Annotated in this window: 22 protein-coding genes and 1 tRNA gene; 17 read left to right on the forward strand and 6 right to left on the reverse strand. The window is 64.5% G+C overall.

Annotated features, from left to right (window positions below; translation table 11 throughout):
• The first annotated feature begins 1 nt into the window (after position 1).
• From Pla175_RS23990 to Pla175_RS24000, 3 genes are all read left to right on the forward strand, one after another.
• On the forward strand, positions 2 to 1,066 hold the full coding sequence (locus Pla175_RS23990; RefSeq protein WP_145291563.1) for a DUF1559 domain-containing protein: 1,065 nt from the start codon (positions 2 to 4) through the stop codon (positions 1,064 to 1,066).
• A gap of 136 nt (positions 1,067 to 1,202) precedes the next feature.
• Positions 1,203 to 1,520, forward strand: a complete 318-nt coding sequence (locus Pla175_RS23995; protein ID WP_145291565.1) for a hypothetical protein — start codon at positions 1,203 to 1,205, stop codon at positions 1,518 to 1,520.
• Positions 1,521 to 1,590: 70 nt separating this feature from the next.
• Positions 1,591 to 2,289 carry a hypothetical protein gene (locus tag Pla175_RS24000; protein WP_145291567.1) on the forward strand — a complete coding sequence of 233 codons (699 nt, stop codon included), beginning with the start codon at positions 1,591 to 1,593 and terminating at the stop codon, positions 2,287 to 2,289.
• 70 nt (positions 2,290 to 2,359) lie between these two features.
• Here Pla175_RS24000 and arsB read toward each other — a convergent pair whose 3' ends face one another.
• Entirely contained in the window at positions 2,360 to 3,454 is a 1,095-nt protein-coding gene (arsB, locus tag Pla175_RS24005; protein ID WP_145291569.1) for an ACR3 family arsenite efflux transporter, read from the reverse strand.
• A gap of 689 nt (positions 3,455 to 4,143) precedes the next feature.
• Between arsB and tdh the strand changes: the two genes are divergently transcribed.
• From tdh to Pla175_RS24025, 4 genes are all read left to right on the forward strand, one after another.
• Positions 4,144 to 5,172 carry an L-threonine 3-dehydrogenase gene (gene tdh / locus Pla175_RS24010; protein WP_145292292.1) on the forward strand — a complete coding sequence of 343 codons (1,029 nt, stop codon included), beginning with the start codon at positions 4,144 to 4,146 and terminating at the stop codon, positions 5,170 to 5,172.
• A gap of 13 nt (positions 5,173 to 5,185) precedes the next feature.
• Complete coding sequence (gene kbl / locus Pla175_RS24015) at positions 5,186 to 6,370, forward strand: glycine C-acetyltransferase (protein ID WP_145291571.1); 1,185 nt, start codon at positions 5,186 to 5,188, stop codon at positions 6,368 to 6,370.
• A gap of 47 nt (positions 6,371 to 6,417) precedes the next feature.
• Positions 6,418 to 7,203 carry a sulfatase-like hydrolase/transferase gene (locus Pla175_RS24020; protein ID WP_145291574.1) on the forward strand — a complete coding sequence of 262 codons (786 nt, stop codon included), beginning with the start codon at positions 6,418 to 6,420 and terminating at the stop codon, positions 7,201 to 7,203.
• Positions 7,204 to 7,275: 72 nt separating this feature from the next.
• Complete coding sequence (locus tag Pla175_RS24025; protein ID WP_197527115.1) at positions 7,276 to 8,523, forward strand: sulfatase/phosphatase domain-containing protein; 1,248 nt, start codon at positions 7,276 to 7,278, stop codon at positions 8,521 to 8,523.
• A 436-nt stretch (positions 8,524 to 8,959) separates the two neighbouring features.
• Here the strand turns inward: Pla175_RS24025 and Pla175_RS24030 are convergent.
• Both Pla175_RS24030 and Pla175_RS24035 read right to left on the reverse strand, forming a co-directional pair.
• Positions 8,960 to 9,034: transfer RNA gene (locus Pla175_RS24030), tRNA-Pro, on the reverse strand.
• 233 nt (positions 9,035 to 9,267) lie between these two features.
• Positions 9,268 to 9,804, reverse strand: coding sequence for an ATP-binding protein (locus Pla175_RS24035; protein ID WP_145291578.1), 537 nt, complete (start codon positions 9,802 to 9,804; stop codon positions 9,268 to 9,270).
• A 50-nt stretch (positions 9,805 to 9,854) separates the two neighbouring features.
• Here Pla175_RS24035 and Pla175_RS27220 point away from each other — a divergent pair, with 50 nt between their 5' ends.
• The 3 genes from Pla175_RS27220 to Pla175_RS26335 all read left to right on the forward strand — a co-directional run bounded on the left by Pla175_RS27220 (position 9,855) and on the right by Pla175_RS26335 (position 12,364).
• Positions 9,855 to 10,271, forward strand: a complete 417-nt coding sequence (locus Pla175_RS27220; RefSeq protein ID WP_197527116.1) for a hypothetical protein — start codon at positions 9,855 to 9,857, stop codon at positions 10,269 to 10,271.
• A 23-nt stretch (positions 10,272 to 10,294) separates the two neighbouring features.
• Positions 10,295 to 10,924 carry a recombinase family protein gene (locus Pla175_RS26330; protein WP_197527117.1) on the forward strand — a complete coding sequence of 210 codons (630 nt, stop codon included), beginning with the start codon at positions 10,295 to 10,297 and terminating at the stop codon, positions 10,922 to 10,924.
• Between the two features lie 93 nt (positions 10,925 to 11,017).
• Positions 11,018 to 12,364: a recombinase family protein gene (locus Pla175_RS26335; RefSeq protein ID WP_261342839.1), complete on the forward strand. Its 1,347-nt coding sequence runs from the start codon at positions 11,018 to 11,020 to the stop codon at positions 12,362 to 12,364.
• Between the two features lie 21 nt (positions 12,365 to 12,385).
• Here Pla175_RS26335 and Pla175_RS24045 read toward each other — a convergent pair whose 3' ends face one another.
• The gene (locus tag Pla175_RS24045) at positions 12,386 to 12,721 is read right to left on the reverse strand and encodes an ATP-binding protein (protein WP_145291580.1); all 336 of its coding nucleotides are present in this window, start codon (positions 12,719 to 12,721) and stop codon (positions 12,386 to 12,388) included.
• A complete protein-coding gene (gene istA / locus Pla175_RS24050) occupies positions 12,718 to 14,283 on the reverse strand; it encodes an IS21 family transposase (RefSeq protein ID WP_145291582.1) in 1,566 nt (521 codons plus the stop codon). The genes Pla175_RS24045 and istA overlap by 4 nt, the downstream gene beginning before the upstream one ends.
• Positions 14,284 to 14,610: 327 nt before the next feature.
• Between istA and Pla175_RS24055 the strand changes: the two genes are divergently transcribed.
• The 6 genes from Pla175_RS24055 to mutY all read left to right on the forward strand — a co-directional run bounded on the left by Pla175_RS24055 (position 14,611) and on the right by mutY (position 22,468).
• Positions 14,611 to 16,179: a carboxypeptidase M32 gene (locus Pla175_RS24055; protein WP_231954043.1), complete on the forward strand. Its 1,569-nt coding sequence runs from the start codon at positions 14,611 to 14,613 to the stop codon at positions 16,177 to 16,179.
• 1,189 nt (positions 16,180 to 17,368) lie between these two features.
• Positions 17,369 to 18,304 (forward strand): hypothetical protein, encoded by a 936-nt coding sequence (locus Pla175_RS24060; RefSeq protein WP_145291585.1) that lies wholly within the window; start codon positions 17,369 to 17,371, stop codon positions 18,302 to 18,304.
• A gap of 106 nt (positions 18,305 to 18,410) precedes the next feature.
• The gene (locus tag Pla175_RS24065) at positions 18,411 to 19,571 is read left to right on the forward strand and encodes an NAD(P) transhydrogenase subunit alpha (RefSeq protein WP_145291587.1); all 1,161 of its coding nucleotides are present in this window, start codon (positions 18,411 to 18,413) and stop codon (positions 19,569 to 19,571) included.
• Between the two features lie 62 nt (positions 19,572 to 19,633).
• Positions 19,634 to 19,909 (forward strand): NAD(P) transhydrogenase subunit alpha, encoded by a 276-nt coding sequence (locus Pla175_RS24070; protein ID WP_145291589.1) that lies wholly within the window; start codon positions 19,634 to 19,636, stop codon positions 19,907 to 19,909.
• Between the two features lie 15 nt (positions 19,910 to 19,924).
• A complete protein-coding gene (locus tag Pla175_RS24075) occupies positions 19,925 to 21,325 on the forward strand; it encodes an NAD(P)(+) transhydrogenase (Re/Si-specific) subunit beta (protein ID WP_145291592.1) in 1,401 nt (466 codons plus the stop codon).
• A gap of 78 nt (positions 21,326 to 21,403) precedes the next feature.
• Positions 21,404 to 22,468, forward strand: a complete 1,065-nt coding sequence (mutY, locus tag Pla175_RS24080; RefSeq protein ID WP_145291594.1) for an A/G-specific adenine glycosylase — start codon at positions 21,404 to 21,406, stop codon at positions 22,466 to 22,468.
• A 45-nt stretch (positions 22,469 to 22,513) separates the two neighbouring features.
• Here mutY and Pla175_RS24085 read toward each other — a convergent pair whose 3' ends face one another.
• Entirely contained in the window at positions 22,514 to 23,407 is an 894-nt protein-coding gene (locus Pla175_RS24085; RefSeq protein WP_145291597.1) for a mechanosensitive ion channel family protein, read from the reverse strand.
• A 185-nt stretch (positions 23,408 to 23,592) separates the two neighbouring features.
• Here Pla175_RS24085 and Pla175_RS24090 point away from each other — a divergent pair, with 185 nt between their 5' ends.
• Positions 23,593 to 26,049, forward strand: a complete 2,457-nt coding sequence (locus tag Pla175_RS24090) for a DEAD/DEAH box helicase (RefSeq protein ID WP_145291599.1) — start codon at positions 23,593 to 23,595, stop codon at positions 26,047 to 26,049.
• Positions 26,050 to 26,193: the final 144 nt, after the last annotated feature.

Below are 26,193 nucleotides of genomic sequence, written 5' to 3' on the forward strand. Positions count from 1 at the left end.
CATGGAAACACCAAGAACGGAGGTCCAGTTGATCCCTTCTGCCCATCGTCAATTGCACGAGCGTCCCCATCGATTGACTCGGGGCTTCACGCTCGTCGAGCTGCTGGTCGTAATAGCGATCATTGGCATCTTGGTCGCTCTGTTGCTGCCGGCGGTACAGGCCGCCCGCGAAGCAGCCCGGAGGAGCAGTTGTATCAACAATCTGCGTCAAGTGGGGCTAGCGAGCCTCAACTATGAGGGCGCTCGGGGTCACTTCCCCCCCGCGGTGGACTGGCTGAACCCCAACCGCACTCCGCCGATGCGGCGTGATCATAGCTGGATCGTGTTCATCCTTCCCTACATGGAAGAGCAGGCCCTGTACGACAGCATCGATGACACCGTGGAATGGTACGACCCCAAGAACGAGGCGCCCGCGACCACCCCGCTGCCGGGGATGCGCTGCCCTTCACGGAGCGAGTTGGATCCCGTTTCGCTGTACGGCCCTGGAAACAACGCCTCGGAAGGGTTCGGTGAACGAGAGACCTCCGACCTGAACACCCACTACCTGGCCGTCCTTGGCGCCAATACCCAGTTGTCTGCTGGCATCCCGTTCTTCTGCTCAGACAACACGTCGCCCTACACGATGGAAGCCAAACTGACCGGCACGTCGCGCGTGACCAAGTTGGAATGCATCGAGGGAACGGGCGGACCGATCGCGAATAGCGGGGTAATGTTCCGATTCAGCAAGACCAAGATGAGTCAAGTCGTGGACGGCACGACTTCCACCTTTCTGGCCGGCGAGGCGGCGTTCGGCGAAGCAGAGTTTCAACGCACGCGCCCCTGGATCGCCGGCGCCGTCGATAAGTCCATGTACGGGGCCAAGAACCTTGCCTACGCCGTCAACAGCGGCGCCCGGCCGGGGCCGGCACGTAACGACATGGGATTTGGCTCAGAGCATCCGGGGGGGTGCCACTTTACGATGACCGACGGTTCCACCAGCTTCTTCAACGAGAACATCGAGTTGATCGTGCTGTTCAACTTGGCTGCTCGGAACGATGGCAACCTCATCGATTCTAGCCAACGATGACACAGGAATAGTGCTTGAGATGAAGATTCGCGATAGACCCTTTGGCGGATGTCTAATTGTCGCTGTGTTGGCGTCGCTGCCGGTTGGATGTGGCAGTTCATCCCATGAGTTGGACACGGCCCCCGTAAGCGGTCACGTGACGCTTGATGGCAAGCCCCTTCCGCAGGGGATCGTCTACGTCATCCCGTCGAAGGGGCGGATGGCCAAAGGCTTGATTCAAGCGGACGGATCGTTTGAGTTGAGCACCTACGGTGACGGAGACGGGGCGCAGCTCGGCACGCACCCAGTGACTGTCGCAGCGTTGTCTGCGGACGAATTGGACGCGTCGCAGAAGAAGCTGAGGGTCCCTGTACCTAAGCGCTACACACAGGCTCGCAGCTCGGGCCTGAGCGTCGACGTGCAGGCCGGCGGAAACAATTCCATGGAGCTGGAATTGAGCAGCAAGGAAGAGTAGTGGGGTGCGGAGGTGTCGGAGCCGGGCGTTGAGATGATTTTCTTGTTTGTTCTTTTCTGGAGTAGTTCTAATGATGCGACAACTTGAATCTGCGTGGACCCGCTCTATCCCGAGCGTGCTCTTAGTCACGGCCGCAACCGCCGCCAACGCGGCGTCCATCACGGTGCAATCGGTCGACATGGGGGGAAACTTTCCAGCGGGCGCCGAGATTGTTGCGGCAACACCAGCCGAATCGTCGTTCGGAGACGACGCGGATGCGTCGCTCGCCCAGAGTTTTACGGTGGTCGACCCTCTTTCGCTGCGCCGCATCTTTCTCATGTACCAGAACGACGATCGAGCGCCGGGCGACAAAGCCCTGACGATGACGATCTCTAGAGTCGCCGACGTGGACGCGGCAACCCACGACGATCCTCCGTTGCCGGCCGATGTCCTGCTCACCGACTCCGTAACCTTCCCCTACGTGGACGGCGTCGACACGATCGCCGCGATCACGCTGGATGCTCCGCTTGACTTAGCTGCCGGCGGTTACCTGCTGCGATTCTCGGGAACGACCAACCCCGGCTGGGAATGGTTCCGCACTACGGCAGGGTCCGGGGGCAGCGTCTATGCTGGAGGCAAAGGGTATGAAGACGGCGTCGAAAAGGATCAAGGCGGCAGGGATTTTTCTCTTGCATTGTCCTCAGTGCCAGAACCTTCGAGTGTTGCCATGATTCTCTCGGCGGCGTTTGGTTTATTGCTCGCCCCCCAACGGCTCCGCCGTCTGGTCTAACGCGTTGTAGAAGATCTCTACGGCGAGTTCGCTTCACGGAGCGACAAACAGGGCAACCGCGCCGCGGCGCCTAAGCGGATGCCCGCGGAGTGGACTCGCCGTAGATGCGGCGCCGTAACCAGAACGCAACGCTCACCAGGGCGATCATCACCGGCACCTCGACCAGCGGTCCGATGACCGCCGCAAACGCGGCCCCGGAATGGATTCCGAACACCGCAACCGCCACGGCGATCGCAAGCTCAAAGTTGTTGCTGGCCGCGGTGAACGCGAGCGTAGTGGTCGTAGGGTACGGGGCGCCGATCTGCCGCCCCATGAAGAAGCTCACCAGGAACATCACAACGAAGTAGACCAACAGGGGAATGGCGATCAGGAGAACGTCGCCGGGGATCCGCACGATCTGATCCCCCTTGAGGCTGAACATTACGAAGATAGTGAACAGCAGCGCCACGAGCGTTAGCGGGCTGAGGCGCGGGATGAAGGTCTGCTCGTACCAAGTGCGGCCCAGGGCCTTGAGCAGCACGAGCCTTGTCAACATCCCGGCGAGGAACGGGACCCCGAGATAGATCGAGACGCTCTGGGCAATCTGGCCCATCGTCACCTCGACCACGCTCCCCTCAAGCCCCAGCCGCGGCGGCAGCCACGTGATGAAGAACCACGCGTAGACGCTGTAGAACAGGACCTGAAAAACGCTGTTGAAGGCGACCAGCCCCGCGGCGTACTGGGCGTCTCCCTTGGCCAGGTCGTTCCAGACAATGACCATCGCGATGCATCGCGCAAGCCCGATTAGTATCAGGCCCGTCATGTACTCGGGGTAGTCGTGCAGAAATAGGGCCGCTAAGCCGAACATCAGCACCGGCCCGATCACCCAGTCCTGCACGAGTGACAACCCCAGCACCTTCCAGTCACGGAAGACGTCTCCCAACTCTTCGTACCGCACCTTCGCTAGCGGTGGGTACATCATCAGTATCAGCCCGATGGCGATCGGCACGTTCGTCGTCCCAACCTGAAACTGGTTGATGAAGGCCTCTACGCCAGGCATCAAACACCCGATGGCGACTCCCGCCGCCATCGCGAGAAAGATCCACAAGGTCAGGAAGCGGTCCAAGAAGCCGAGGCGACCGTTCGGGCAAACGGTTTCGGGACAGGCGTTCGCGTCTTTCGTCATGGTCGACTCCAGTCAACTCTTCCGGAAGCGTATCGAGGGCTGCCCTCTTACTCTTCCACCCGGCTGGGAATGGCGGCCGCCTCAAAGCGAATCTCGATCCATCACACCCGGACCGTGTCACTGCCTTACTTCGTCATGTAACGAAATGTAGGCGGCCGACTGAGACGCGTCAACACCGCATTGCCCGGAGCGAGCTTGGACGCCCCCCGAGAAGTGGATGATGGACCGACGCTTGTCATCGGCGGGCATGCGGTCCGTTCTAGTACTCCGCTCGCGGGGCATGGGTCTCACACGACGCCTAAGGACCCATCGCACTTCCGCGGCGCACGCCGCCTGCACCTACGACTCTCTGCTCGTCAACGCTCGGCGGAATGGTCCACTAGGGAAATCCTTGGCTGGGAGGCGGCCACGTGTTGAAGATCGCGGCGCTGCCGCCGCCGGGGCGTCACTGGTTCGGGAGGCCTTCCTACTCGAAGGCAGCCGCAACCAGCAAACTCAACCGCGACCGCTTGAAGGACGAACGCGCCCTCAGCCTGTTCAAGCCACACGACGAGGGCTCTAATGGACCGGGGTTCTTCGACGCGTTCCTATGCTACGCCGGAGCCCTCGGCTTCGAAACCGCTGCTCGGCGCGGTCGGTGTAATGACGGCGTTGGAGCGCTGCAAATCCCTACGCGGCGTGCGACACAAGTGAAAGCCCTAGTCAAGCAATCAGCGGAGCCCGGCCTGTGGCTGGCCGACGCGCCCGAACCGACAATCGGCATCAACGACGTGCTGATCAAGGTCCACAAGACCGGCATCTGCGGCACCGACGTGCACATCTACAACTGGGACGCGTGGGCTAAGCGCACCATCCCGGTCCCGATGGTCGTGGGGCACGAGTTTGTTGGGCGGGTGGCGGAGGTTGGCTCGAACGTCATCGATTTCCGTCCAGGGGACCTAGTGAGCGGAGAGGGGCACGTCGTCTGCGGCCGCTGCCGCAACTGCATGGCCGGGCGAAGGCACCTGTGCAAAGACACCCAAGGGGTCGGCGTCAACCGGCCCGGTGCGTTCGCCGAGTACGTATCGCTGCCGATGACCAACGTCTGGCGCCACCACGCGGGGGTCGATACGGACGTGGCGGCGATCTTCGACCCGCTTGGGAACGCCGTCCACACGGCGTTGTCGTTCCCGACGCTCGGCGAAGACGTCCTGGTGACCGGCGCCGGCCCGATCGGCCTCATGGCCGCCGCGGTGGCGCGCCACGCGGGGGCGAGACACGTGGTGATCACCGACGTCAATCCGCACCGGCTCGAGCTTGCGCAGCGGCTCGGCGTGACCCGCGCGGTTGACGTCCGCAAGACCAGGCTCGAGGACGTGCAGCGGGAGCTCGGCATGCAGGAGGGCTTCGATATCGGGCTGGAAATGTCCGGCAGCCCCGCGGCCTTCCGCGACATGCTCGGCAACATGTGCCACGGCGGTAAGATCGCGATGCTCGGGATCCCAACCGAGGAACTGGCCATCGACTGGAACCTGGTCGTGTTCAACATGCTCACGATCAAAGGGGTCTACGGCCGCGAGATGTACGAGACCTGGTACAAAATGACCGTGATGGTCGAAAGCGGCCTCGACATCCTCCCGGTCATCACCCACCGCCTGCCCTACACCGAGTACGAGGCGGGCTTCGCGGCCATGCGGTCGGGCGCGTCAGGCAAGGTAGTTTTGGACTGGACCGCCTAAGAGAGGGAGCAGGATGACCACAATGATCGAGCGTGTCGCCGGCCAGTTGGCTGAGCTGCGGAGCGGCGGGCTTTTCAAACAGGAGCGGGATATCGCTTCGCCGCAGCGGCCGCACATCACGCTGCGCGACGGCCGCGAGGTGGTCAACCTTTGCGCAAACAACTACCTCGGCCTGGCGGACCACCCCGAGATCATCGCGGCGGCGCACGAAGCGCTCGACCGCTGGGGCTACGGCTTGGCGTCCGTTCGATTCATCTGCGGAACGCAGTCGTGCCACAAGACGCTTGAGGAGGCGGTCAGTCGCTTTCTGGGCACCGAAGACACGATCCTCTACTCCTCTTGCTTCGACGCCAACGGCGGTCTGTTTGAGACGCTGCTCGGGCCGGAAGACGCGGTCATCAGCGACGAACTCAACCACGCCTCGATCATCGACGGGGTCCGGCTCTGCAAAGCAAAGCGTTTCCGCTACCGCACACGCGACGCCGACGACCTGCGGGCAAAGCTCCAAGAAGCCGACGCGGCCGGCGCCCGCACCAAACTGATCACCACCGACGGCGTCTTCTCGATGGACGGGAGCGTCGCGCGGCTGGACGAGGTGTGCGACGTGGCCGACCAGTTCGGCGCCCTGGTTCACTTCGACGATTGCCACGCCACCGGCTTCTGGGGCCCAACCGGCCGCGGCACCCACGAGCATTGCGGCGTGATGGGCCGCGTCGACCTGACGACGGGCACGTTCGGCAAGGCGCTCGGGGGCGCCAGCGGCGGCTACACCAGCGGCCGCGCTGAGGTCATCGAGCTGCTGCGGCAGCGGTCGCGTCCCTACCTATTCAGCAACACCCTGGCGCCGCCGATCGTCGGCGGATCGCTCAAAGCGTTAGAGATCGCCGAAAGATCAGGGGAACTGCGCGACAGACTCATGGCGAACACCCGCCTGTTCCGTGCCGAGATCGAGCGGCGGGGCTTCGACGTGCTGCCAGGGGACCACCCGATCACGCCGGTAATGATCGGCGACGCGAAGCAGGCGGTCGCGTTGGCGGACGAATTGCTGCGGCGGGGCGTGTATGTGATCGGCTTCTGCTACCCGGTTGTCCCCCAAGGCAAGGCGCGGATCCGCGTGCAAGTATCGGCGGCCCATACCGAGGACGACCTGACGTTCGCCGCGGAGCAGTTCGCGGCCGCCCGTGACGCGCTGGTTTGATTGTTGCGGAGGACCCGGAAACCCCTCACACCCCCTCCGCGCGTCCCATGATGGTCCGATCCGCCTGCGTTCTCGCAGTGACGCTGTTGGCCGCCGGTGCGGCCTCTGCCCAGCCGGCCAAGCCAAACATCGTCCACATCATGGTGGATGACGCGGCGCTGGGGGACTTCACTAGTTTCTGGGCCGACTCACCGGTGCACACGCCGAATCTCGACGCGCTCGCCCAGGAAGGGATGCGGTTCACTCAGGCCTACTGCGGGGCGGCGAACTGCGCCCCGAGCCGCAGCGCGTTGATGACCGGCAGCCACCTCGGGCACGCCTACATGCGCGTCAACTCCGGTAGCGTGGCGATCCGCGACGCCGACGTGACGATCGCCGAAGTGCTCCGCGCGGCCGGCTACGCGACCGGCGGCTACGGCAAGTGGGGGCTGGGGGCGCCCGGCTCTCCCGGGGCGCCGGAGCTGCAGGGCTTCGACGAGTTCGTCGGCTACTACGACCAGGTGCACGCCCACTCGCACTTCCCCGACCGTTTGTACGACACGGGACAGACCTTGCTGATCCCGCAGAATACGGGGTTCCACGAGCCCGAGACGGGGCTTGTTTCCGACGCGCGTGTCCACGCGCACAGCATTATTTTCGACCGCATGAAGGCCTTCGTGCAGAGCAACAGTGAATCGGAAACCCCGTGCTACGCCTGGGGCGCCTGGACGCCGCCGCACCGCAAGAGCACGCTCAACCAGTCGGCGGCGGGGCCGGGGGGCGTCTACGAGCCCTACGCCGACAACCCCGGTTGGGACGACTTCGACAAGATCCAAGCGGGCTTCGTCACCTAGATCGATCAGCAAGTCGGAGAGCTGAAGCAGACGCTGGCCGACCCCAACGGCGACGGCGACCTTTCTGACAGCGTGCTGGACAACACGCTGATCATCTTCACGAGCGACAACGGCGGCTGGCAGAGCAGCCACAACTGGGACCGCAACATCGAGACCCGCACCGGTCAGACCGTCGATTTGCGAGGCGCCAAGGAGGGATACTACGAGGGGGGCCTGCGGACGCCGATGATCGCCTACTGGCCCGGAAGGATCGCCCCCGGCTCGGAGACCGAACTGCCCGTGGCGTTCTACGACTACATGCCGACGTTCGCCGCATTGGCGGGGATCGAATCGGCGTTGCCGCCCAGCGTCGACGGCGTCTCGTTCGCGCCGACGCTCACCGGCCAAGGGGTCCAGACGCAGCGCACCGGACTCTATTTCGAGGGCTACGCTTACAACCCCAACTCCGCGCCGACCCAGATCGCCCGGATCGGCGACTGGAAGATGATCCGCGACGGCGACGGGAGCGTGCAGCTTTTCGATTTAGCGACCGACCCGAGCGAGACCACCAACCGCGCCGCCAACCCTGCCGCTGCGGGGGTGCGCGATCAGCTCTTGGGCTACATCACGGCCAACCACACGCCGATCCAAACCCACTTGTCGGTGCTCCCCCCAAATGTGGGAACCGGCAACGCCAATCGCGACGGGTTTATGCCCTTCGGCCTGCGACCCGCGGGACAGGCGCGGGAGTGGACGCTCGCCGAGTCGGGAGACGCCCGCAGCCTCGTGGGGATCGTGCGTGATGAAACGAACCAGACGATCGCAGTGCATCTAGACGACCTCCACATGGTCTACACCGTCGAGTTGACCCTCAAGGCCTCGGCCGCGTTGACGTCGGAGCTCTCCGTAGAGCTGGTCGGGGAAAGCGGGTTCACCTATTTTCACGGCGCCTTCGATCCCGAGTCGCTTGTGATCGGCTCGCCGACGACGGTTGAGGTAGCGCTCACCCAGGTCGGGCTTTCTCCCTCGACCGGCGAGCTGGCGAGCGACCTTGGCGGCGCCCTGGCTCTGGAGGTTTCACACGGCGGGGCTCAGAACACGCTCATCGCTCATTCCGTCGTTCTGCGAGGCGTCGCGCCGACGCTGACTGCGCCGCCACTCGTGGGCGAGCTGAACGACGATGGCCGCAACGACGAAGTCCATTTTGCGATCTTCAAGCAGGTGTGCGACGGACTCAACGGCGCAAACGCCTTTGCAGAGATTGCGACGATCTTTCCGGCACCGTCACTGTCCGTCACGGTCATTAGTACTTTGCTGGATCTCGCGGAGGTGCACCGTTGAACGGGCGGCATCCACGCGTCTAAACCATCGGAGGACCCTGAGGTTTGGAGAGTCGTGTGGATAGCCTGCCCAATGGTTCTGTCGCCAATCGATGGATCGTTGGCGCGTGAGCCGCCGGTAGCGCTCGGCCCCGCCCTAGTCTTGAACCTAGAGTCCACCGACGCTGCGTTGTCCGGGGCCCGCAGAGGCCCAGAAGGGCAGGGCAGGTGGGCCCCGGATTTGGGTCTCCAAAGAGCCAAATCGATGGCGTCGCGAGCCGATCGGGAAAGCCACCACAGGGGGGGCGTGGGATCCAAATTGCGGTCGGCCGCTACACCAACCGATACACAGATTGTATCACCATTTGTATCACGGATTGTATCACCGACAGTCGCCGCGATTCCCGCCCCGCACCACAATCGCCTTAAAACAAAGGCTCGAAGCGACTTACGAGAAGTCGGGCTGACAGGATTTGAACCTGCGACCTCTGCGTCCCGAACGCAGCGCTCTAGCCAAGCTGAGCTACAGCCCGTATCTCCATAGGTCTAACCGCTTTGCGATCGGTCGGCAAGGCCGTACCGCCGTCATGGACAATTGCTGCCGGGCTTGGGTTCGGCCTAGAAATTGGCCCCAATTTCGGCGCGGTTTCAGGACGGCGATTTGCTGCGGCGGCGGGCGTCCGGCCTCGTGCTGGATGTCATTGGACGCTTCAAACAGAGCCACTAATGGGCGCTTCAAACGAGGCCAGTTGGTTGAGAGACCTGGTTAGTTCGTAGCTTCTTTGTTCTCTTCGTCGCCCGACCCGGTGGGCGCTTTGGTCTGTTTTGGCGCTGTTTGGGTTTCTTCTGAGCCGGGGGGCGCTTTGGCCCTGTTTGACTCCTCGGCGCGGCGGCTCAGTCGGTAGCTCCTGCCGGTGATGGTGAGGATTTCGGCGTGGTGTAGGAAGCGATCGAGGATCGCTGTGGCGGTCGGGACATCCCCCAGCAGCTTGCCCCAATCCTCGAGTGGTCGATTCGTCGTCATCATGGTGCTGCGCGTTTCGTGGCGCCGCATCACGATCTCGAACAAGAACTCGCCACTCCGCTTGGGGAGCTGCTTCATGCCGAAGTCGTCGATGATCAACAGGTCCGGCTTGAGGTAGCGATTCATGACCCTCTGGTGGCCCTCCATCGCTTCGTCGTGCAAGAAGTCGCGGACCACGTCGAAGATGCTGCGGTATAGAACCACGTAACCGAGCTTGATGAGCTGATAGCCGATGGCTTGGATGAGATGGCTCTTGCCGGTTCCGGGCGAAGCCGTCACACACTGCTCACAGATCGAGCTCCGAAACGGTTCACTACCGTCATCATCCGTTGTGCGGCAAGGAAGTCGAGATCGTTACTCACCGTTGGAAGGGCGCAGCTGAGAGCGTGGTGATCGTTGCCGCCGATGGAACGCGGTGCTTGATTCCTCGCTGGATGTTGGATGCAGGCCATTGCGCAACGCTTCAGGATGAAGAGTCCCCGCGAATCGCTTTGGCGGCGCTTTGTGCCCTGCGCGAACTCATTGATGCTCAGCCGTTGCCGTGCGACCTCTCGGCGGATACTCGTGGCGTATCCCGTACCACTTTTCAAGGAGGACCAACGGATGCGTTCGCAACGATTAGCCCCCAAGCAGCTCAGGCTTCCCTGGAAGGACGACCCCCGGAGATCGAGGCAGATGCCGAGACGGCAACAAGGTCGGGTACGAGATCTGCTGAGCCGGTTGCTCTGCGAGATCATCAAGCATAAAGCAATTGAAGGGAGGGAATGCGATGAACGATAAGATCCGGCCGACTCACCTTGAACGGGCCGCCTACATCTACGTGCGACAGTCCACGATGCACCAAGTACGGGAGCATCAAGAGAGCTTACGTCTCCAGTACGAGCTTCGGGAGCAGGCGCAGCGATGGAAGTTTCGCGATGTCGTCGTGATCGACGAAGATCTGGGACGCTCGGGCGCCGGGACGGCCGACCGTCCAGGTTTCGGCAAGCTCTTGGCCGCGGTCTGCGACGGTCGTGTCGGAGCCGTTATGGCCGTCGAAGCGTCGCGGCTGGCGCGCAACAACCGCGACTGGCATCACCTGGTCGATCTATGTGCGTTGACCGATACGTTGGTCATTGACCATGATGGCGTCTACGACCCGAGGCTGCTCAATGACCGGCTGCTTTTGGGATTGAAAGGCTCGATGGCCGAATTCGAACTGGGATTGATCCGGCAACGGGGGCACGAAGCCCTACGCGGCATGATTGCGCGCGGAGAGGCGTTGTGGGAAGTCGCCGTCGGCTACGTCCGGACGCGCGACAACCGGATTGAGATGGTCGCTGACCGGCAAGTTCAAGAAGCCATCCGCGGCGTGTTTGCCAAGTTCCGCGAACTTGGTTCGGCGCGGCAGGTGTTGTAATGGTATCGCCAGGAGAATCTGCCTCTGCCGCGTCTGCAAGAATCCGCCTCCGGCATTGACGTCGCCTGGCGACTACCCATCTATAACCAGATCCTGAACTTCTTGCAGAACCCGGTTTACGCCGGCGCCTTCGTCCATGGACGCACGAGAACCAAGACGGTCATGCGAGAGGGTCGGGCGCGCAAGACCCATGGCCATCGCGTGCCGATGGATCAATGGGAGACGCTGATACGGGACCACCATCCGGGCTACATCAGCTGGGAAGAGTACGTGCGAAATCAGGAACAACTGGAACTCAACGTTGGACAGGGCGGCCGATCAGGCGCGGCCAAGAGCGGCCCGGCGTTGCTGGCAGGCCTGCTGCGATGTAGACGGTGCGGCCGCAACCTGCACGTCGGCTACAGCGGGATCGACGGACGCGTGCCTCGGTATTTTTGCCGCGGAGCCCATCTGAATCACGGCACGGATCGCTGCATCTCATTTGGCGGGCTGCGTGCAGATCGAGCCGTGTCGGACGCCGTGTTAGCCGCGATCGAACCGGCCGGCGTCCATGCCGCCTTGGATGCGTGGGAACAACTGTGCCAGCAGGAGGGCGAGAAGCAGAAGGCTCTCCAGCTGTCGCTGGAAAAAGCGATCTATGACGTCGACCTCGCTCGCCGGCAGTACGACGCTGTCGATCCGGCCAATCGCTTGGTCGCGGCTGAACTCGAAGCACGCTGGAACGACGCCTTGCGACGCCGGAGCGAGATGCAGACTCGGCTGGAAGCAGCGGCCCACGCCGAGCCGCCGTTGAGCGAGGGGCTCCGCGGACGACTGCTAGAGCTGGGCGCCGATCTCGCGTCCGCCTGGAATCATCCAGCGGCGCCAGTCGAGATGAAGAAGCGCATTCTGCGCACGGTCCTCGCCGAGATTGTCGTCGACGTCACCCAAGAGCCGCCCAGAATCGTGATGACGCTCCACTGGGCCGGCGGCGTCCACACGAAGCTATCGGTGGCGAAGAATCCAACGGGCAGGCATCGAAAATGCACCGACAAGCAAGTCGTCGAACTGGTGGGCGAGCTTGCCAAGGTGAGCTCGGACGCCAAGATCGCCAGCATTCTCAATCGGCTCGGGTATCGAACCGGCGTGGGGAACACTTGGGTCGAGTCGCGGGTCTATTCCCTGCGAAAATACCATAAGATTCCCTGCGTCGCTCACGACCAACGCGAATGGTTGACCTTGGCCGACGCCGCTCGCGAGCTTGCGATCAGTGCCCACTCAGTGCGCAAACTGCTCACGTCAGGGACCCTACCGGGCCGCCAGATTGTGGCCTATGCGCCCTGGATCATTGAGCGTCAGCACTTGAATCTGCCAGCGGTTCAAGAGGCCGCAGGGGCGATTCGAGAGGGGCGGCGTATCCCGCGGCGCGACCCTCGGCAGCTAGAATTACCCTTAAAATAGCCCGTGGAAAGAGGTGTAGCATTATGTCATCGTTCCGGGAGGTCCGCACAACAACACGTCGCGATGATCGTTCAGGAACCGACCGGTCGATAGGTCGTAAACGACGTTCCTCTTGATCGACGTATTAAAACTCCAATCGAAATCCGTCAAGACCTTCAGCTCCCTGAAAGAGGCGGCCTTCACGCGGCGGGCGATCTGTCGTTGGCCGCGGATAAGCATCTCGTCTTGCAAGATCAGCTCCAAGAACTCGACATGCGTCAGGCCGTTGCCGCTGGCTTCTTGAAGCCGGAGTTCTAGCGTCTCGGCGAGGCCCGACAGACGCAGTCTTCTCAACGTCGTGGAGAGCGTTTCGTTCATGAGCGGTAAGCCTCCGTTCTAAAGTCAACACGGACGACGTCGCCGTAGTCCGACAAGTTACGGATGATGGGGTGCTGATCAAGGAACTCGAACGTTCCCTGCTTGGACGCCGAATGCTCGATCAGCTTGCGGATCGTTGGTAAGCGATAAGATTGAAACGAATGGGCCGTTTCGCACGCTTGTTCGATCACTTCGGAGGGGTGCTTCCGCGACAGATTCAAGAGCCCCTGCAGCACCCGGACCGCTTCGACACCGCGTGTGGCTACCAAGCCGTGCGACCAATCCTTGGTGTTTTCGCCGATAAAACTGGCCTTTTTCAGCAGCCACTCGGCGCCCCGTTCGACGGGGCTGATCTTCTCCGAGGCGATGTGCTCGGGCAGGGTGCTGAACCTGCCTGGCGACTGCGTGGCGTGCGTGCAGAGGACCTCCATCTGGTCATTGAGAACGCGGACCAAGTGGGAATCCCACCGCACCCAGAGCGTGCGTCCCAAGTACTCTGGCGGCACGCTGTAGTACGACTTGGCGACCGCGATGTGCCCGTCGCGACTGACAATGCGTTGACCTTCCTGGAAGCAAGGGAAGCGCTCGCGCGGCAACGCCCCCAGCGTGGGGCGTTCCACCTCACGAAAGTGCTTCAGCACTTGCTGCTGCGTCGTGCCGTGAATCCGCGTGTCGGCAACCGTGGTTTCCCAGTGCAGCAGGTGGTCGTTCTGCTCACGCAGGCTGCTGAACGTAAGTCCCTTCAGCGCGTTCTCCTGGACATAGGCCACCCCTCGTTCGACCTTGCCCTTGTGACGCGGCATGCGTGGCTTGGTCGGTAAGAGCGCGGCGCCGTAGTGCTCGCAGAAGCTGCGTAGCTTCGGATTGAGATCGGGGTCGTACCAATCGGCCTTCAGCACGGCCGCTTTGAGATTGTCAGGGACCAGCGTCTTGGGCACGCCGCCAAAATGCCAAAACGCATGCTCCAAACAATGAATCAGATCGTCGGTAGTCTGCCGATAGACGACCTCGCTATACGCCTTGCGCGAATGGCTCAGCACGACTCGCAAGACATGCGTCCGACGGCGACTGCCGTCCGCCGCGACGATCGGCGCCCCGGCGCCAAAGTCGATCTGGGCTTCTTGGCCAGGGGCGACTTCCATCCGCCGAAACGGCAGCGGCGTGTTCTGGCTGAGCTTGGCTACGAACCGGCGTACGCTGTGGTACTTGCCGGTAAATCCGTGCTCGGCGACCAGGTCTTGGAAGATCCGCTGGGCCGCTAAGCCTTGCTCAAGCTTGGCAAGCACCAAGCCGCGGAACGGGTCGCACAGACTCCGCGACCCGGGGGGCGCTTTGGCCCTGTTTGGGGGGGCTTCGGCAGCCTCCGACCCGGGAGGCGCTTTGGCACTGTTTGAACCCTCCGGCCCGTCGCTCTGGAGCGTCGGCCCGGAGCCCGCCAGCAACTGACGTGCAACGGCGCCACGGCTAATCCCCAGCTCCCGAGCGATCCGCCGCTGCGACCAGCCTTGCAACTGTAACGTCCTAATGGACAACACTTTAGCCACCTTCAATCGGTTCGCCATGCGATCAGTTCCATTGCTCAGACGAAAGCAATGCAGCCTACGCGGCAAACCGCCTTAGTGGCCCTGTTTCAAGCGCCTGTCGCTGGTACTGTTTGAGCGCCCCGTGACAGCTGGATACGACCTGGTCGCTCCGGGCGAAGGCCGCCCAGCGGCTCGCCGTGTTTCTCGCGATTTGTGGTAGCAGCCAGCCGACTCGTCGCAGACAATGTGCGGCTTTCGAAGGCGACTTAACTCCCGCGACGCCTCTTGGAGGCCATCCGATTACTGACGCAACCCTAGGGCGTCAAACACCTTGTGAACATGGCCGAGGACGCAGCTTTCGGCCGCGTGACAACTCGCTCCAACGACCCCGGCTCGAACTCTCCCGATACGATGGCCCCGCTCTCTCCGCCCAACGCCGCCTACAAGGCGCTCGTCCACCACACCCGCCAGACGGCGCTGCTCTCGTCTACGCTCGACCTATTGGGATGGGACGAACGGACCTACATGCCGCCGGCCGGGGGGCCCCACCGAGCGGAGCAATCGGCGTTTCTCGCGGGGCTCATCCACCAGCGTCAGACGGCGCCGGAGGTGGGGGCCTGGCTTGAGGAGCTGGCGGAGTCGGATCTGGCCGCGGACCCCTACTCGGACGCCGGTTGCAATATCGCGCGGCTGCGGCACGACTTCGAGAAGCAGTCCAGGTTGCCGCAACGGCTGGTCGAAGAGTTGGCCCGCGCAGCCAGCCTGGGAGAACAGGTGTGGCAAGAGGCGCGGAAGTCGGACGATTTCTCCCAGTTCCAGCCGCTGCTGGAACGGACGATCGCGCTGAAGCGGGAGCAGGCCCAGGCCTATGGTTACGAGGACTCGCCGTACGACCCGCTACTAGACGACTTCGAGCCGGGCGAGACAACCGCGAACATCACGCGTGTGCTAGCCGAGCTGCGCGACCGGTTGGCGCCGCTGGTCGCCAAGATCGCCGAGAGCCCGCGGGCGCCGAAGCAGGGCATCTTGTCCCGCGAGTGGCCGACGGCGGCCCAGGAGCGTTTTGGCAAGATGGCCGCGGGAGAGGTGGGCTTCGATTTCTCGGCCGGTCGGCTCGACACAACCGCCCACCCGTTCTGCGGCGGCGGGGGGCCGCGCGATGTGCGGCTGACCACCCGCTACCAGGCACACGATTTTGCCGACGCGTTCTTCAGCACGCTGCACGAGGCGGGCCACGGCCTGTACGAGCAGGGGCTGCCCGCCGAACACTTTGGGCTTCCGATCGGCGAAGCCCTCTCGCTGGGGATCCACGAATCGCAGTCGCGCATGTGGGAAAACCTAGTGGGCCGCAGCAGCGCCTTCTGGCGGCACATGCTTCCAAAGCTGCGTGCGGAGTTCCCGCAGGCGGCGGGAGACCTTTCGGCAGAGGCGTTCTATTTCGCGGTGAACGAGTCGCGGCCCTCGTTGATACGTACCGAGAGCGACGAGGCCACCTACAACCTGCACATCATCGTGCGGTTTGAGCTGGAGCAGGCGCTGCTGAACGGCGACCTGAAGGGGGCGGACTTGCCCGAAGCGTGGAACCAGAAGTACCGCGACTACTTGGGAGTCGCCTCGCCCACCGACGCGGACGGTTGCCTGCAGGACGTCCACTGGAGCGCGGGGCTGCTGGGCTACTTCCCAACGTACACGCTGGGGAACCTGTACGCTTGCCAGTTCATGGAGCAGGCCCGACGCGATCTTGGAGACCTGGACGCGCAGTTCGAGTCCGGCGAATTTGGGCCGCTGTTGGACTGGCTGCGGACGAATGTGCACGCTCACGGCCGCCGGTACACGGCCGGAGAGTTGGTCGAACGCGTCAGCGGCGGACCGCTTTCTTGCGAGCCGTTGATGCGGCACTTGGAAACGAAGTTTGGCGCCCTCTACGGATTTTGACGACGAGCGAGGCTCGGGCCGCCAAACGGCGCCGCTTGTACCGGCTGCGTAACCTGGCGCCAGTGCTAGCATCGTGCGCTCTGGACAAACACGGGCTGCACTAGGTCGACTTCCGGTGCACAATGACCGCTACAACCGGTTCGCTTGGAACCGGACGGCGAATGGATCAGGAGAATCGTCAAGGATGGCTCAGATAGCGACCTGCCCCCACTGCGTGTCCGAGGTCTTCGCCCCCGATTCATCCGCGGCTACGGCGGTCGCCTGCCCGGTATGCGAGAAATCGTTCAGCCTCGCGTCGGCGTCCCGCCGGCCCGTACCCGAAGCCAAGGCGCTGCCCGTGCCGACGCCGGCGGACAAACCGGCGCCCGTCGATGGGCCAGCCCCCACGGACGAGCCCGCGCCAGCCGGCAAGGCGCACGCAGCACCCCGCCCGGAACTTCGCCAGTCGGGGCCAGGCGCCGCCCCTGCCGCCGAGCGAACGCCCAGCGCGTCGGAAATGATGCAGGCGTTCCTTCGCCCGCGCGCAGCCGGAGCAGAGAACAACCAACCCACGCCGGCCCAGGCGCCACTCTCGCGAAGCGCACCAGCAGCCGAACCGAACACCCAACCGCCCACCGAACGGGACTCGTCGGACGCCCCGGCTTCGAAACCGAAGCCGGCGTTCGAAATGGAACTAGATGAGTTGATGCGTTCTGCGGCGCCGAAGATGGAGTCCGCGGCCGACGAAGAGACGCTCGTGGCGCGACCCCGGGAGCGTGACTCTGGCAAAGAGACTGAGAGCGGCGTTGCGGAACAGTCGGATCCCGCGGTCGCACCCTCCGACACGCCGGCTCGCGACACATCCGCTGCCGCGACGCCTCGCGACGAATGGCCGGGCGACGCGCCGCCCGAGCCGCAGGCGGTGAGGCCGTCGCCGAGCGGCCGCCCCGATGCCGAGAGGACCGAACCAGTCCTCGCCACCGCGCAAGAGTTCGACACCGATGCTCGCGAGGCCCCGCTCCCCCGGATGCCGGATTTTCGTTTGCCTAAAGCGGACGGCCCCACGAGCGGCCCGCTTGAGGTAGAACACGTCGCGACTCCATCCCCTGCGCCGGACTTCGACGGAGCCGAACCGTTCCAACAGCCACACGGATTTCGCCGAACCAGGCGGGGTACCCGCCAAAGGTCGGCTTTGGTGTTCGTAACGGGGATGGCCGTATTTTCCGTTGCCGGCTTGCTGCTGGGCTACGCGGCGCTGGTGCGGCTCAAGGGCCCCTCGGGAGACTTTCTGGGCCTGCTATCGAGCCTGCCGGCTGGCGTACGGACGCTGCTGGTGGGCAACGACGGGAGCGAACCCTCGGCCGAATCGATCGGCGGCCCAATCGACTCGGCCGTTCGGACCGCGACGTTCGAGTCTCCGAGCGACGGACCGCCTGCCGTCAAGTCGTTGGCCGAACGGATGTCGGAGCCAAGAATAGCGACGGCGGTTGAGCCCAACCGTTTCGAACCGGACGGAGAAACCGGACCCGTTCAACTGACCGGCGCTCCGAGCTACGGCTTGGACGAATTGAACGATGCAGTACGGGGCGCCGACGGCGCCACCTCGGCGCTCATCGAGAAGTCCTACACGTCGCAAGACGATCGTGCCGAGATCGGCGCCTCCTACGCCCGGCTTTGCAAGACGGCCCAGGTCTACACCTTCTACCAGTCGGACGGCGACGACTCCCAGGAGATCGTCGAAATGGAGGCGCAAGACCTGTTCCGAAAGGTGTTCGCGTCGGAACACGCCCGGCTCGACTCGCAGACCGTGGCCTCGCGGTGGCTGGCGTGGACCGGCAGGCCGCACGGCGGCGTGTTCTTCGCCGCGGACCCGCTTTCGATCAGCCGTGCGGGGTCCGTGTACGAATACACGTTCTCGCTGCAGGACCCGGAAGCAAAGGAGCCGCAGGAGGTGATCGTCTTGATGACCGATCGCCATGATGTACGACGCTTTTCCCGTGGCGAGGCGGTTGCAATGGGGGTCGTGGGGTGCGTTGTCGAACGCCCCAGCGAGGTTGTGCCGGGCTACACCGGCGAGGCCCAGCGGGCGGTGTGGATCGGCCAGGGGAACAACGCGATGCCCCTGGGCCAGGCGCCGTTGCCGTAGCCCGGGCGGGGGCGTTTCTACCCGGGGCGGGGGTGGCCAAGGGGAGAGGATATGCGACAATCGCGTCGCTTGCTCGACACCCGACCCGCTCCCCGTCCCGCTGCCGATGATCGTCGCCGTGCCGTCCGAAACCTTCCCCGGCGAGCGCCGCGTCGCGCTCACGCCGCAGGGAGTGCAAGCGCTAGCAAAGCAGAGCCTGCACACGCACGTGCAGTCGGGCGCCGGGATGGCTGCCGGCTACCCCGACGAGGCATACCGCGACGCCGGCGCCGTGGTGGTTCCGCAGCGTGATGAACTGTTCGGCGCGGCAGAAATCATCGTCCAGGTGCGCACGCTCGGCGCCAACCCGGCCGCCGGCCGGCAAGACCTAGAGCTGTTTCGGGCCGGCCAGGTACTGATCGGCGCCGCGGACCCGCTGGGGGATCCCAGCGCAGCCCGCGACATCGCGGCCACCGGCGCCACGCTCTTCGCACTGGAACTGGCGCCGCGGATCACCCGGGCGCAGAGCATCGACATCCTAAGCAGCATGGCGACCATCGCGGGCTACAAGGCGATGATCCTGGCGGCCGACCGGTTGCCGAAGTTGTTCCCGCTGCTGATGACCGCCGCGGGCACCATCACGCCGGCCAAGGTGCTGGTGTTGGGCGCCGGAGTGGCGGGGCTGCAAGCGATCGCCACCGCCAAACGCCTGGGCGCGGTGGTGAGCGCGTACGACGTGCGTCCCGCGGCGCGAGAGCAGATCGAGAGCGTCGGCGCTAAATGCGTTGAGCTGGACCTGGCGACCGGCGACGCGGAAGGGCAGGGGGGCTACGCCAAGGCGCTTACCGAGGAACAGCAGGTCCGCCAGCGAGAGCAACTTGCGGACGTCGTGTCGGGCATGGATGTCGTCGTCACCACCGCGGCGATCCCGGGCCGCCCCTCGCCGGTGCTGGTCACCGCGGCGGCGGTGCGGAGGATGGCGCCCGGTTCGGTGATAATCGACTTGGCCGCCGAACGCGGCGGCAACTGCGAGTTGACGATCGCAGATCAAGAAGTGATCGACGGCGGTGTGACGATCCTCGGCCCCACCAATCTCGCCAGCGCCGCCCCGTACCACGCCAGCGCCATGTACGGCCGGAACATCGCGGCGTTCTTAAAGCTGATTGTGAAAGAAGGAAAACTAGCGATCGACCTGGAAGACGAGATCGTTCGCGAGACGCTGGTTTGTAGGGATGGTGAGGTGGTGAATGAACGGATCAAGCAACTGCTGCAAGGCCGAGAATACTAGTAGCGCTCGTTCGCATAAGAAATCGCAACGCTGATCGACCACAGGTTTTCAGGCTTCCCGCTATGGACTTCGTTACCGCCATTACTATCTTCGCCCTCGCCGTCTTCGTCGGCTTCGAGGTCATCACCAAGGTCCCGCCCACGCTGCACACGCCGCTGATGAGCGGGTCGAACGCGATCAGTGGGATCACGCTGGTGGGGGCGATCCTGGCGGTGCAAAGCGGCGCTGGGATGGTGGGCGCTGTGTGCGGATTCTTAGCGATCGTGTTTGCCATGGTCAATGTGGTCGGCGGGTTCCTTGTCACGCACCGGATGCTGGAGATGTTCAAGCGCAAGTAAAATGCGCGCCGCGCCATGACACCCTTTCAACTTCAACTCGCCAACCTCGGTTACTTGGTCGCCGCGGTGCTGTTTATCCTCGGTGTTAAGGGGATGACACACCCACGCACCGCCGTGCGCGGCAATCTGCTCGGGGCGCTCGGCATGCTAGTGGCTGTCGTGGTCACTGTGGTGCGGCTCGACCTCGTGCCGATTGGCGTGGCGGCCGGCGGGATGGCGCTCGGCGCCGTGATTGGCTACGTGATGGCGGTGCGCGTGCAGATGACGCAGATGCCGCAACTCGTGGGGCTGTTCAACGGCTTCGGCGGGCTGGCCTCGGTGCTGGTGGCCGGCGCCGAGGTGACGCGGCTCCCGACTGAGTCGGCGCCCGAGGCGGGGGCCATTGTCGCCACGCTCGCCGCGGCGCTCGCCGGGCTGATCGGCGCGGTGACGTTCACCGGCTCGATGGTCGCCGCTGGAAAGCTCGAGGAGTTGCCGGCGTTCAAGAAACCATGGGCGCCGCCGGGCGGACTTGTCTTGAACGCCCTGCTGCTATTGATCTGCCTCTCGCTGGCGGGATGGATGCTGTGGGGCGCTGCATGGCCGTTCTGGGCGATGGTGGGGGTGGCCTGCCTGTTGGGCGTGCTGGTCACCACGCCGATCGGAGGCGCCGACATGCCGGTGGTTGTCGCGCTGCTGAACAGCTACTCCGGCCTCGCCGCGGCGGCTGCCGGATTTGCGATCAACAACAACGTGCTGATTGTCGCCGGATCGCTGGTGGGCGCCTCGGGGCTGATCCTCACCCAGATCATGTGCAAGGCGATGAACCGATCGCTGGCCGGCGTGCTGTTCGCCAAGCTTGAGCCCGCGGCCGACGGCCCCAGCGCAGACGACGTGTACGCCGGCAAGATCAAGGCGACCAGCGCCGACGAGGTGGCCATGTTGCTAGACGGGGCCCAGCGGGTAGTGATCGTCCCCGGCTACGGGCTGGCGGTCGCCCAGGCACAGCACGCGGTGCGCGAGCTTGCCAGCGAGCTCGCGCGGCGCGGCGCCACGGTTGAATATGGCATCCATCCCGTCGCGGGCCGAATGCCGGGCCATATGAACGTGCTGCTCGCCGAGGCCGACGTCCCCTACGATCAGCTGCAAGAGATGGAGGCGATCAACCCAACCTTTGCGCAGTGCGACGTCGCCATCGTCATCGGCGCCAACGACGTGGTGAACCCCGTTGCCAACACCGACCCCAATAGCCCGATCGCCGGCATGCCGATCCTCAACGTCGGCGACGCCCGCACGGTGGTCGTCATCAAGCGGAGCCTTTCCCCCGGCTTCGCGGGCATCCCCAACCCACTGTTCGCTGCAGACAACTGCCTGATGCTCTTCGGGGACGGCAAGCAAGCGCTTCTCGACCTGGTGACGGCGGTGAAGGAAAACTGACCCTCTTGCAAAGGCGCAAGGCTTCCTAGAGCGGCTTGCGTGGATCTCTGCGTTTCTGCGCCTCAGCGAAAGAATGAGATGGATTTCGCATCACTACGCCGGCGGCTCCTGGGCTGGTACGCCAAGCACGCCCGCGATCTCCCCTGGCGTCAGAGCCGCGACCCGTACCGCGTTTGGCTCAGCGAGGTGATGCTTCAGCAGACGCAGGTAGAAACCGTGCGGCCCTACTTCGAGCGGTTCGTGGCCGCCTGGCCGACGGTCGCCGACCTGGCCGCGGCCCAGGAGCAGCACGTGCTCCGCCAATGGGAGGGGCTCGGCTACTACCGCCGGGCGAGGAACCTGCACGCGGCGGCCAAGCGGGTGGTCGACGAGCACGGCGGCGAGTTTCCCCGCGATGTCGCCGGCCTGACGACCCTGCCTGGCGTCGGGCGATACACGGCCGGGGCGATTGCTTCGATCGCCTACGACGCCCCGGCGCCGATCGTCGAAGCCAACACCGCCCGGCTCTACGCGCGGCTGACCGGTCTGCGGGAGCCCGTCGCCAGCACGGCGGGGCAACGCGCGCTATGGGCGTTTGCTGAACAGGTGGTTCCGCGACGCGGCGCCGGCCGTCTGAACCAAGCGTTGATGGAACTGGGCGCCCTGGTCTGTACGCCCGAGTCGCCCAAGTGCGACGCCTGCCCGATCGCGACGCACTGCGCCGCATTCGCCCAGCAGGCGACGCGCGTGATACCCGTTGCGGCGAAGCGGCAGACCATCACCGAAGTCCGCGAGGCGGCCGTGGTGGTGCGGCGCGGCGCCGACGTGCTGCTGCGCCAATGCGGGCCGGGCGAGCGATGGGCGGGGCTGTGGGACTTCCCGCGATTCCCGGTGGAGGCCGAAGGGCCCCTGTTCGCGACGCGCGAGCTGGTCGCCGGCGTTGAGCGGCTCACCGGCGTCGTGTGCGACTCGCCGAGACACCACGACACGCTGCGGCACGCGGTGACGCGGTTCCGAATCCGGCTCGATTGCTACCACGCTACGCGGCTTGGCGGGCGGGTGCGTTCGACGCAGGAGTCGCCGGTGAAGTGGGTGACCGTCGCGGGGCTGGCGGAGGCGCCGCTGTCGGTGACTGGGCGGAAGATCGCAGCGGGGTTGCGTTGATGTGCGATGCGCGTCGACGGAGCGGAACCCGTTGGCTAGAAGGGGCTATTGTTGCTTGGATGCTTCTTGCGGCATCGAGCGTAGGTGGAGGTCCATCTGGGGGAACGGGATTTCTAGGCCGGCTTCGTCTAACGCGCGCTTTGCGGCGCGGATCGTCGCCTGTTTGACCGCCAAGAAGTCCTTAGTAGGGGCCCACACGCGGACCACCCAGTTGACGCTCGAATCTCCGAGGCTGTCGAGCACTACTTCTGGAGCGGGGTCGGCGAGCCCCCCCGGGGTTGTGCGTGCCGCGGACTCGAGCGCACTTCGGGTTTGGTCGATATCACAGCAGTAGGCGACGCCCACCGGAACGTCGACGCGGCGCTTGGTGTGGTAGGTGATGTTCTCAATCACCGCGCCGAAGATGGAGTTGTTGGGGACGATGATCCGCCGGTTATCGAACGTGTCGATCGTGGTGGTGAACAGCTCGATCTCATCGACCTTGCCGACGTAGCTCGCGATGTTCACCACGTCTCCCACCTTGAACGGCCGGAAGACCAGCAGCATGGCGCCCGAGGCGAAGTTCGACAGCGTCCCCTGGAACGCCAGGCCGATTGCGAGGCCCGCGGCGCCGATCAACGCCGCGAAGCTGGTAGTCTCGATGCCGAAGTAGCCCATGCAGCTCAGGGCGGCCAGCAGCAGCACCATCCAGCTTGCAAGCTTGGCGAGGAACTTCGACAGCGTCGGGTCGAACCGCATACGCGTCAGGCTGGTGCGCACCGCGGCCGCTACCCAACCCGCTAGCGTGAAGGCAAGAAAAAGGATGATCAGCACCAGCGCGATCCGCATGCCGTACTCAACGGCGATCTGGATCCATTGGTCGCGGGTGATTTGCTGGAAATCGAGCTCGTAGAGCTTCTTGGTGAGTTCCGGATCGAGTTCGGCAAGGGGCGTGGTCATGGCGCGAACGTTAGCGAACCCAGCGGAAACGTAGCAATAGCAGCCGACCTACGGTCGGCGCGTCCACCTTTGCGCAAACTCGTACGAGTGACGCACCGACCGTAGGTCGGCTGCTATTGGCGCTTGCGGGAATGATGCACTAGCATGAACGCCCGTATACTTACGCCGACTCAGGGGTCTCTCGCATGGATGTCGCCGCGCTCATCAAGCGGATTGAGAATCGCCGCGACTACGCGGGGCAGATCGAGTGGCTCGAGGAACTCCCGTCGCGTGAAGGGCGGTTCGCCGAGCCGGCCAGCCCGCTCCCGGAGTCGATCCAGCGGCTGCTAGCGGCGCGGGGCGCCCAGCGGCTCTATGTCCACCAAGTCGACGCCCTTGAGGCGGCGCGTGACGGGCGCGACTTGGTAGTCATCACCGGCACTGCTAGCGGCAAGACGCTGTGCTACAACCTGCCGATCCTGGAAGCGTCGCTCCAGGGCCCCGACGCTCGTTCGCTCTGCCTCTTCCCAACTAAAGCGCTCGCTCAAGACCAGCTCAAGGGGCTTCTCGAGCTGGTCTCGGGCGACCCCCAAGTCGCAGCCGCGGTGCGGCCCGGCGTGTACGACGGCGACACCCCCACGGCCCAGCGGCGCCGGATCCGCAACGAGGCGAACGTCGTCCTCTCGAACCCAGACATGCTGCACGCAGCGATCCTCCCGTACCATCCCAAGTGGTCAACGTTCTTCGCCGAGCTGAAGTACGTGGTGATCGACGAGGTGCACACCTACCGTGGCATCTTGGGCGCCCACGCGTCGGCCGTGCTCCGGCGCCTGATGCGCGTCTGCGAGCACTACGGGTCGCGGCCCACTTTCCTGGCGGCCAGCGCCACCATCGCCAACCCGGGCGAGCTGACCAGCCGGCTGATTGGGCGCGACGTGACGGTGATCGACGACGACGGTTCCCCCCGCGGCAAGAAGCACTTCGTGCTCTGGAACCCCACGCCTCTGGGGGTCGATTCGCTGGCACGCCGCAGCGCCAGCGACGACGCGGTGACGTGGTTGATCGAGGCGATGCACGCCGGCGGGCAAGCACTGGCCTTCACCCGCACCCGCCAAGCGGCGGAGCTGATCCAACGCTACGCGCGTGAACAGTTGGAGCGAGACCACTCGCCGCTGGCGACGCAGGTGCGCGCCTACCGGGGTGGGTACCTGCCGAACGAACGCCGGCAGATCGAGGACGACCTGTTCGCCGGGCGGCTGCGCGGGATCGCCTCGACCAACGCGCTAGAGCTGGGGATCGACATCGGATCGCTCGACGCGGCGATCTTGGTGGGCTACCCCGGCACAATCGCCAGCACCTGGCAGCAAGCGGGCCGCAGCGGCCGGCGGCAGGACGACAGCCTGGCCGTGCTGGTGGCGGGGAACGAGCCGGTCGACCAGTACCTGCTGCGCAACCCGCGTTACTTCTTCGCCCAGACCCCGGAGCACGCGGTCGTCGACCCCGACAACCCCTACGTGCTGGCCAAGCACCTCAAGGCCGCGGCGTTCGAGCTCCCCCTGACGCCCGCCGACCTCGACCGCTTCGGCCCCCTGGCGCCGCCGATCGCCGGCGCGCTGCACGACGAGGCGCAGCTCGCCCTGGTAGGAGACGCCTACTACTGCCCGGGCGGGCAGAACCCGACCGTCGGCGTGTCGCTCCGGCACATGAGCGACAACACGTTCAGCATCGTCTGCAAGACGGCGCAGAACGCCGGGCGCGACCTGTACGCCTCCGGAGCGCCGTCGCGCATCCGCGACGGCTTTGAGGTAATCGCAAACGTCGATTCGATCAGCGCTCCGGAACTGGTCTACCCCGAGGCGGTGTACCTGCACGCGGGCGAAACCTTCTTGGTCCGCGAGCTCGACCTCGAGGGGAAGGTGGCCTACGTCGAGCGACGCGAGACCGACTACTACACGCAGGCCGTGCTTGAGAGCAACGTGCTGGTCACCGGCCCACGGGCGCAGGGAGACGCGGTGCGATGCGCGCAGCTCGGCTACGGCGATGTCGACGTGAGCTGGCAGACCGTCGCCTTCAAGAAGATCAAGTTCAACACCAAGGAGAACATCGGCCTGGGCCCGGTCGACATCCCGGCGCAGAACTTGGCGACCACCGCCGTATGGCTAGTGCCGGACGACACGGTGCGGGCCGCCATGAAAGACGAGGGCCTGCGCAACAGCGAGGGCTGTTGCGGGCTGCGCAACCTGGCCGTGGTGGCGCTGCCGCTGGTGGCGATGTGCGACAGCCGAGACCTGGGCGGGGTGGTCGACAGCAAGAACCTGGGCCGCTCAACCGTGATCCTGTACGACCGCTACCCGGGTGGGTTGGGCTACTGCGAGAAGGGTTTCCAGCGCATCACCGAGCTGCTGGCGATCTGCCTCGACATGGTGCGCGATTGCCCCTGTCCCGACGGCTGCCCCAGTTGCGTGGGACTCCCCAACCTGCGGCCGGCGATCCACAGCGACCCCGACCTGACCCGCGGGCACCCCATCCCGAACAAACACGCCACCCGGCGGCTGCTAGAGCTGCTCACCGGCGACGGAGTAGATCACCAAGCCGCAGAGAGCGTCGTAGAAGAAAAAGAGTCGCCCAACAGCTTGCACGAATCGCCGCAAACCAGTGGTTGATTCCGCCTAGATCGTATTTGTGGCTCTCTTCAGCACTCCACGAAGCATTGAATGATGGACTCTAGTACTACAGCGCTACGTTGATCTTGTTTGCGTTTGGGCGATCGGCCATGTTGTTGGTGTCGCAGGGGGGCGACCTGGCGC

Source organism: Pirellulimonas nuda, assembly GCF_007750855.1.
GTDB classification, from domain to species: domain Bacteria; phylum Planctomycetota; class Planctomycetia; order Pirellulales; family Lacipirellulaceae; genus Pirellulimonas; species Pirellulimonas nuda.

Coding starts and splice junctions, on each gene's coding strand:
- Pla175_RS24075 (WP_145291592.1), top strand. CDS start 19,925: ATGACACCCTTTCAACTTCAACTCGCCAACCTCGGTTACTTGGTCGCC.
- istA (WP_145291582.1), bottom strand. CDS start 14,283: ATGGCGAACCGATTGAAGGTGGCTAAAGTGTTGTCCATTAGGACGTTA.
- Pla175_RS24090 (WP_145291599.1), top strand. CDS start 23,593: ATGGATGTCGCCGCGCTCATCAAGCGGATTGAGAATCGCCGCGACTAC.
- Pla175_RS26330 (WP_197527117.1), top strand. CDS start 10,295: ATGAACGATAAGATCCGGCCGACTCACCTTGAACGGGCCGCCTACATC.
- Pla175_RS24045 (WP_145291580.1), bottom strand. CDS start 12,721: ATGAACGAAACGCTCTCCACGACGTTGAGAAGACTGCGTCTGTCGGGC.
- mutY (WP_145291594.1), top strand. CDS start 21,404: ATGGATTTCGCATCACTACGCCGGCGGCTCCTGGGCTGGTACGCCAAG.
- Pla175_RS23990 (WP_145291563.1), top strand. CDS start 2: ATGGAAACACCAAGAACGGAGGTCCAGTTGATCCCTTCTGCCCATCGT.
- Pla175_RS24085 (WP_145291597.1), bottom strand. CDS start 23,407: ATGACCACGCCCCTTGCCGAACTCGATCCGGAACTCACCAAGAAGCTC.
- arsB (WP_145291569.1), bottom strand. CDS start 3,454: ATGACGAAAGACGCGAACGCCTGTCCCGAAACCGTTTGCCCGAACGGT.
- Pla175_RS24065 (WP_145291587.1), top strand. CDS start 18,411: ATGATCGTCGCCGTGCCGTCCGAAACCTTCCCCGGCGAGCGCCGCGTC.
- Pla175_RS24020 (WP_145291574.1), top strand. CDS start 6,418: ATGATGGTCCGATCCGCCTGCGTTCTCGCAGTGACGCTGTTGGCCGCC.
- Pla175_RS24070 (WP_145291589.1), top strand. CDS start 19,634: ATGGACTTCGTTACCGCCATTACTATCTTCGCCCTCGCCGTCTTCGTC.
- kbl (WP_145291571.1), top strand. CDS start 5,186: ATGACCACAATGATCGAGCGTGTCGCCGGCCAGTTGGCTGAGCTGCGG.
- Pla175_RS24000 (WP_145291567.1), top strand. CDS start 1,591: ATGATGCGACAACTTGAATCTGCGTGGACCCGCTCTATCCCGAGCGTG.
- Pla175_RS24060 (WP_145291585.1), top strand. CDS start 17,369: ATGGCCGTATTTTCCGTTGCCGGCTTGCTGCTGGGCTACGCGGCGCTG.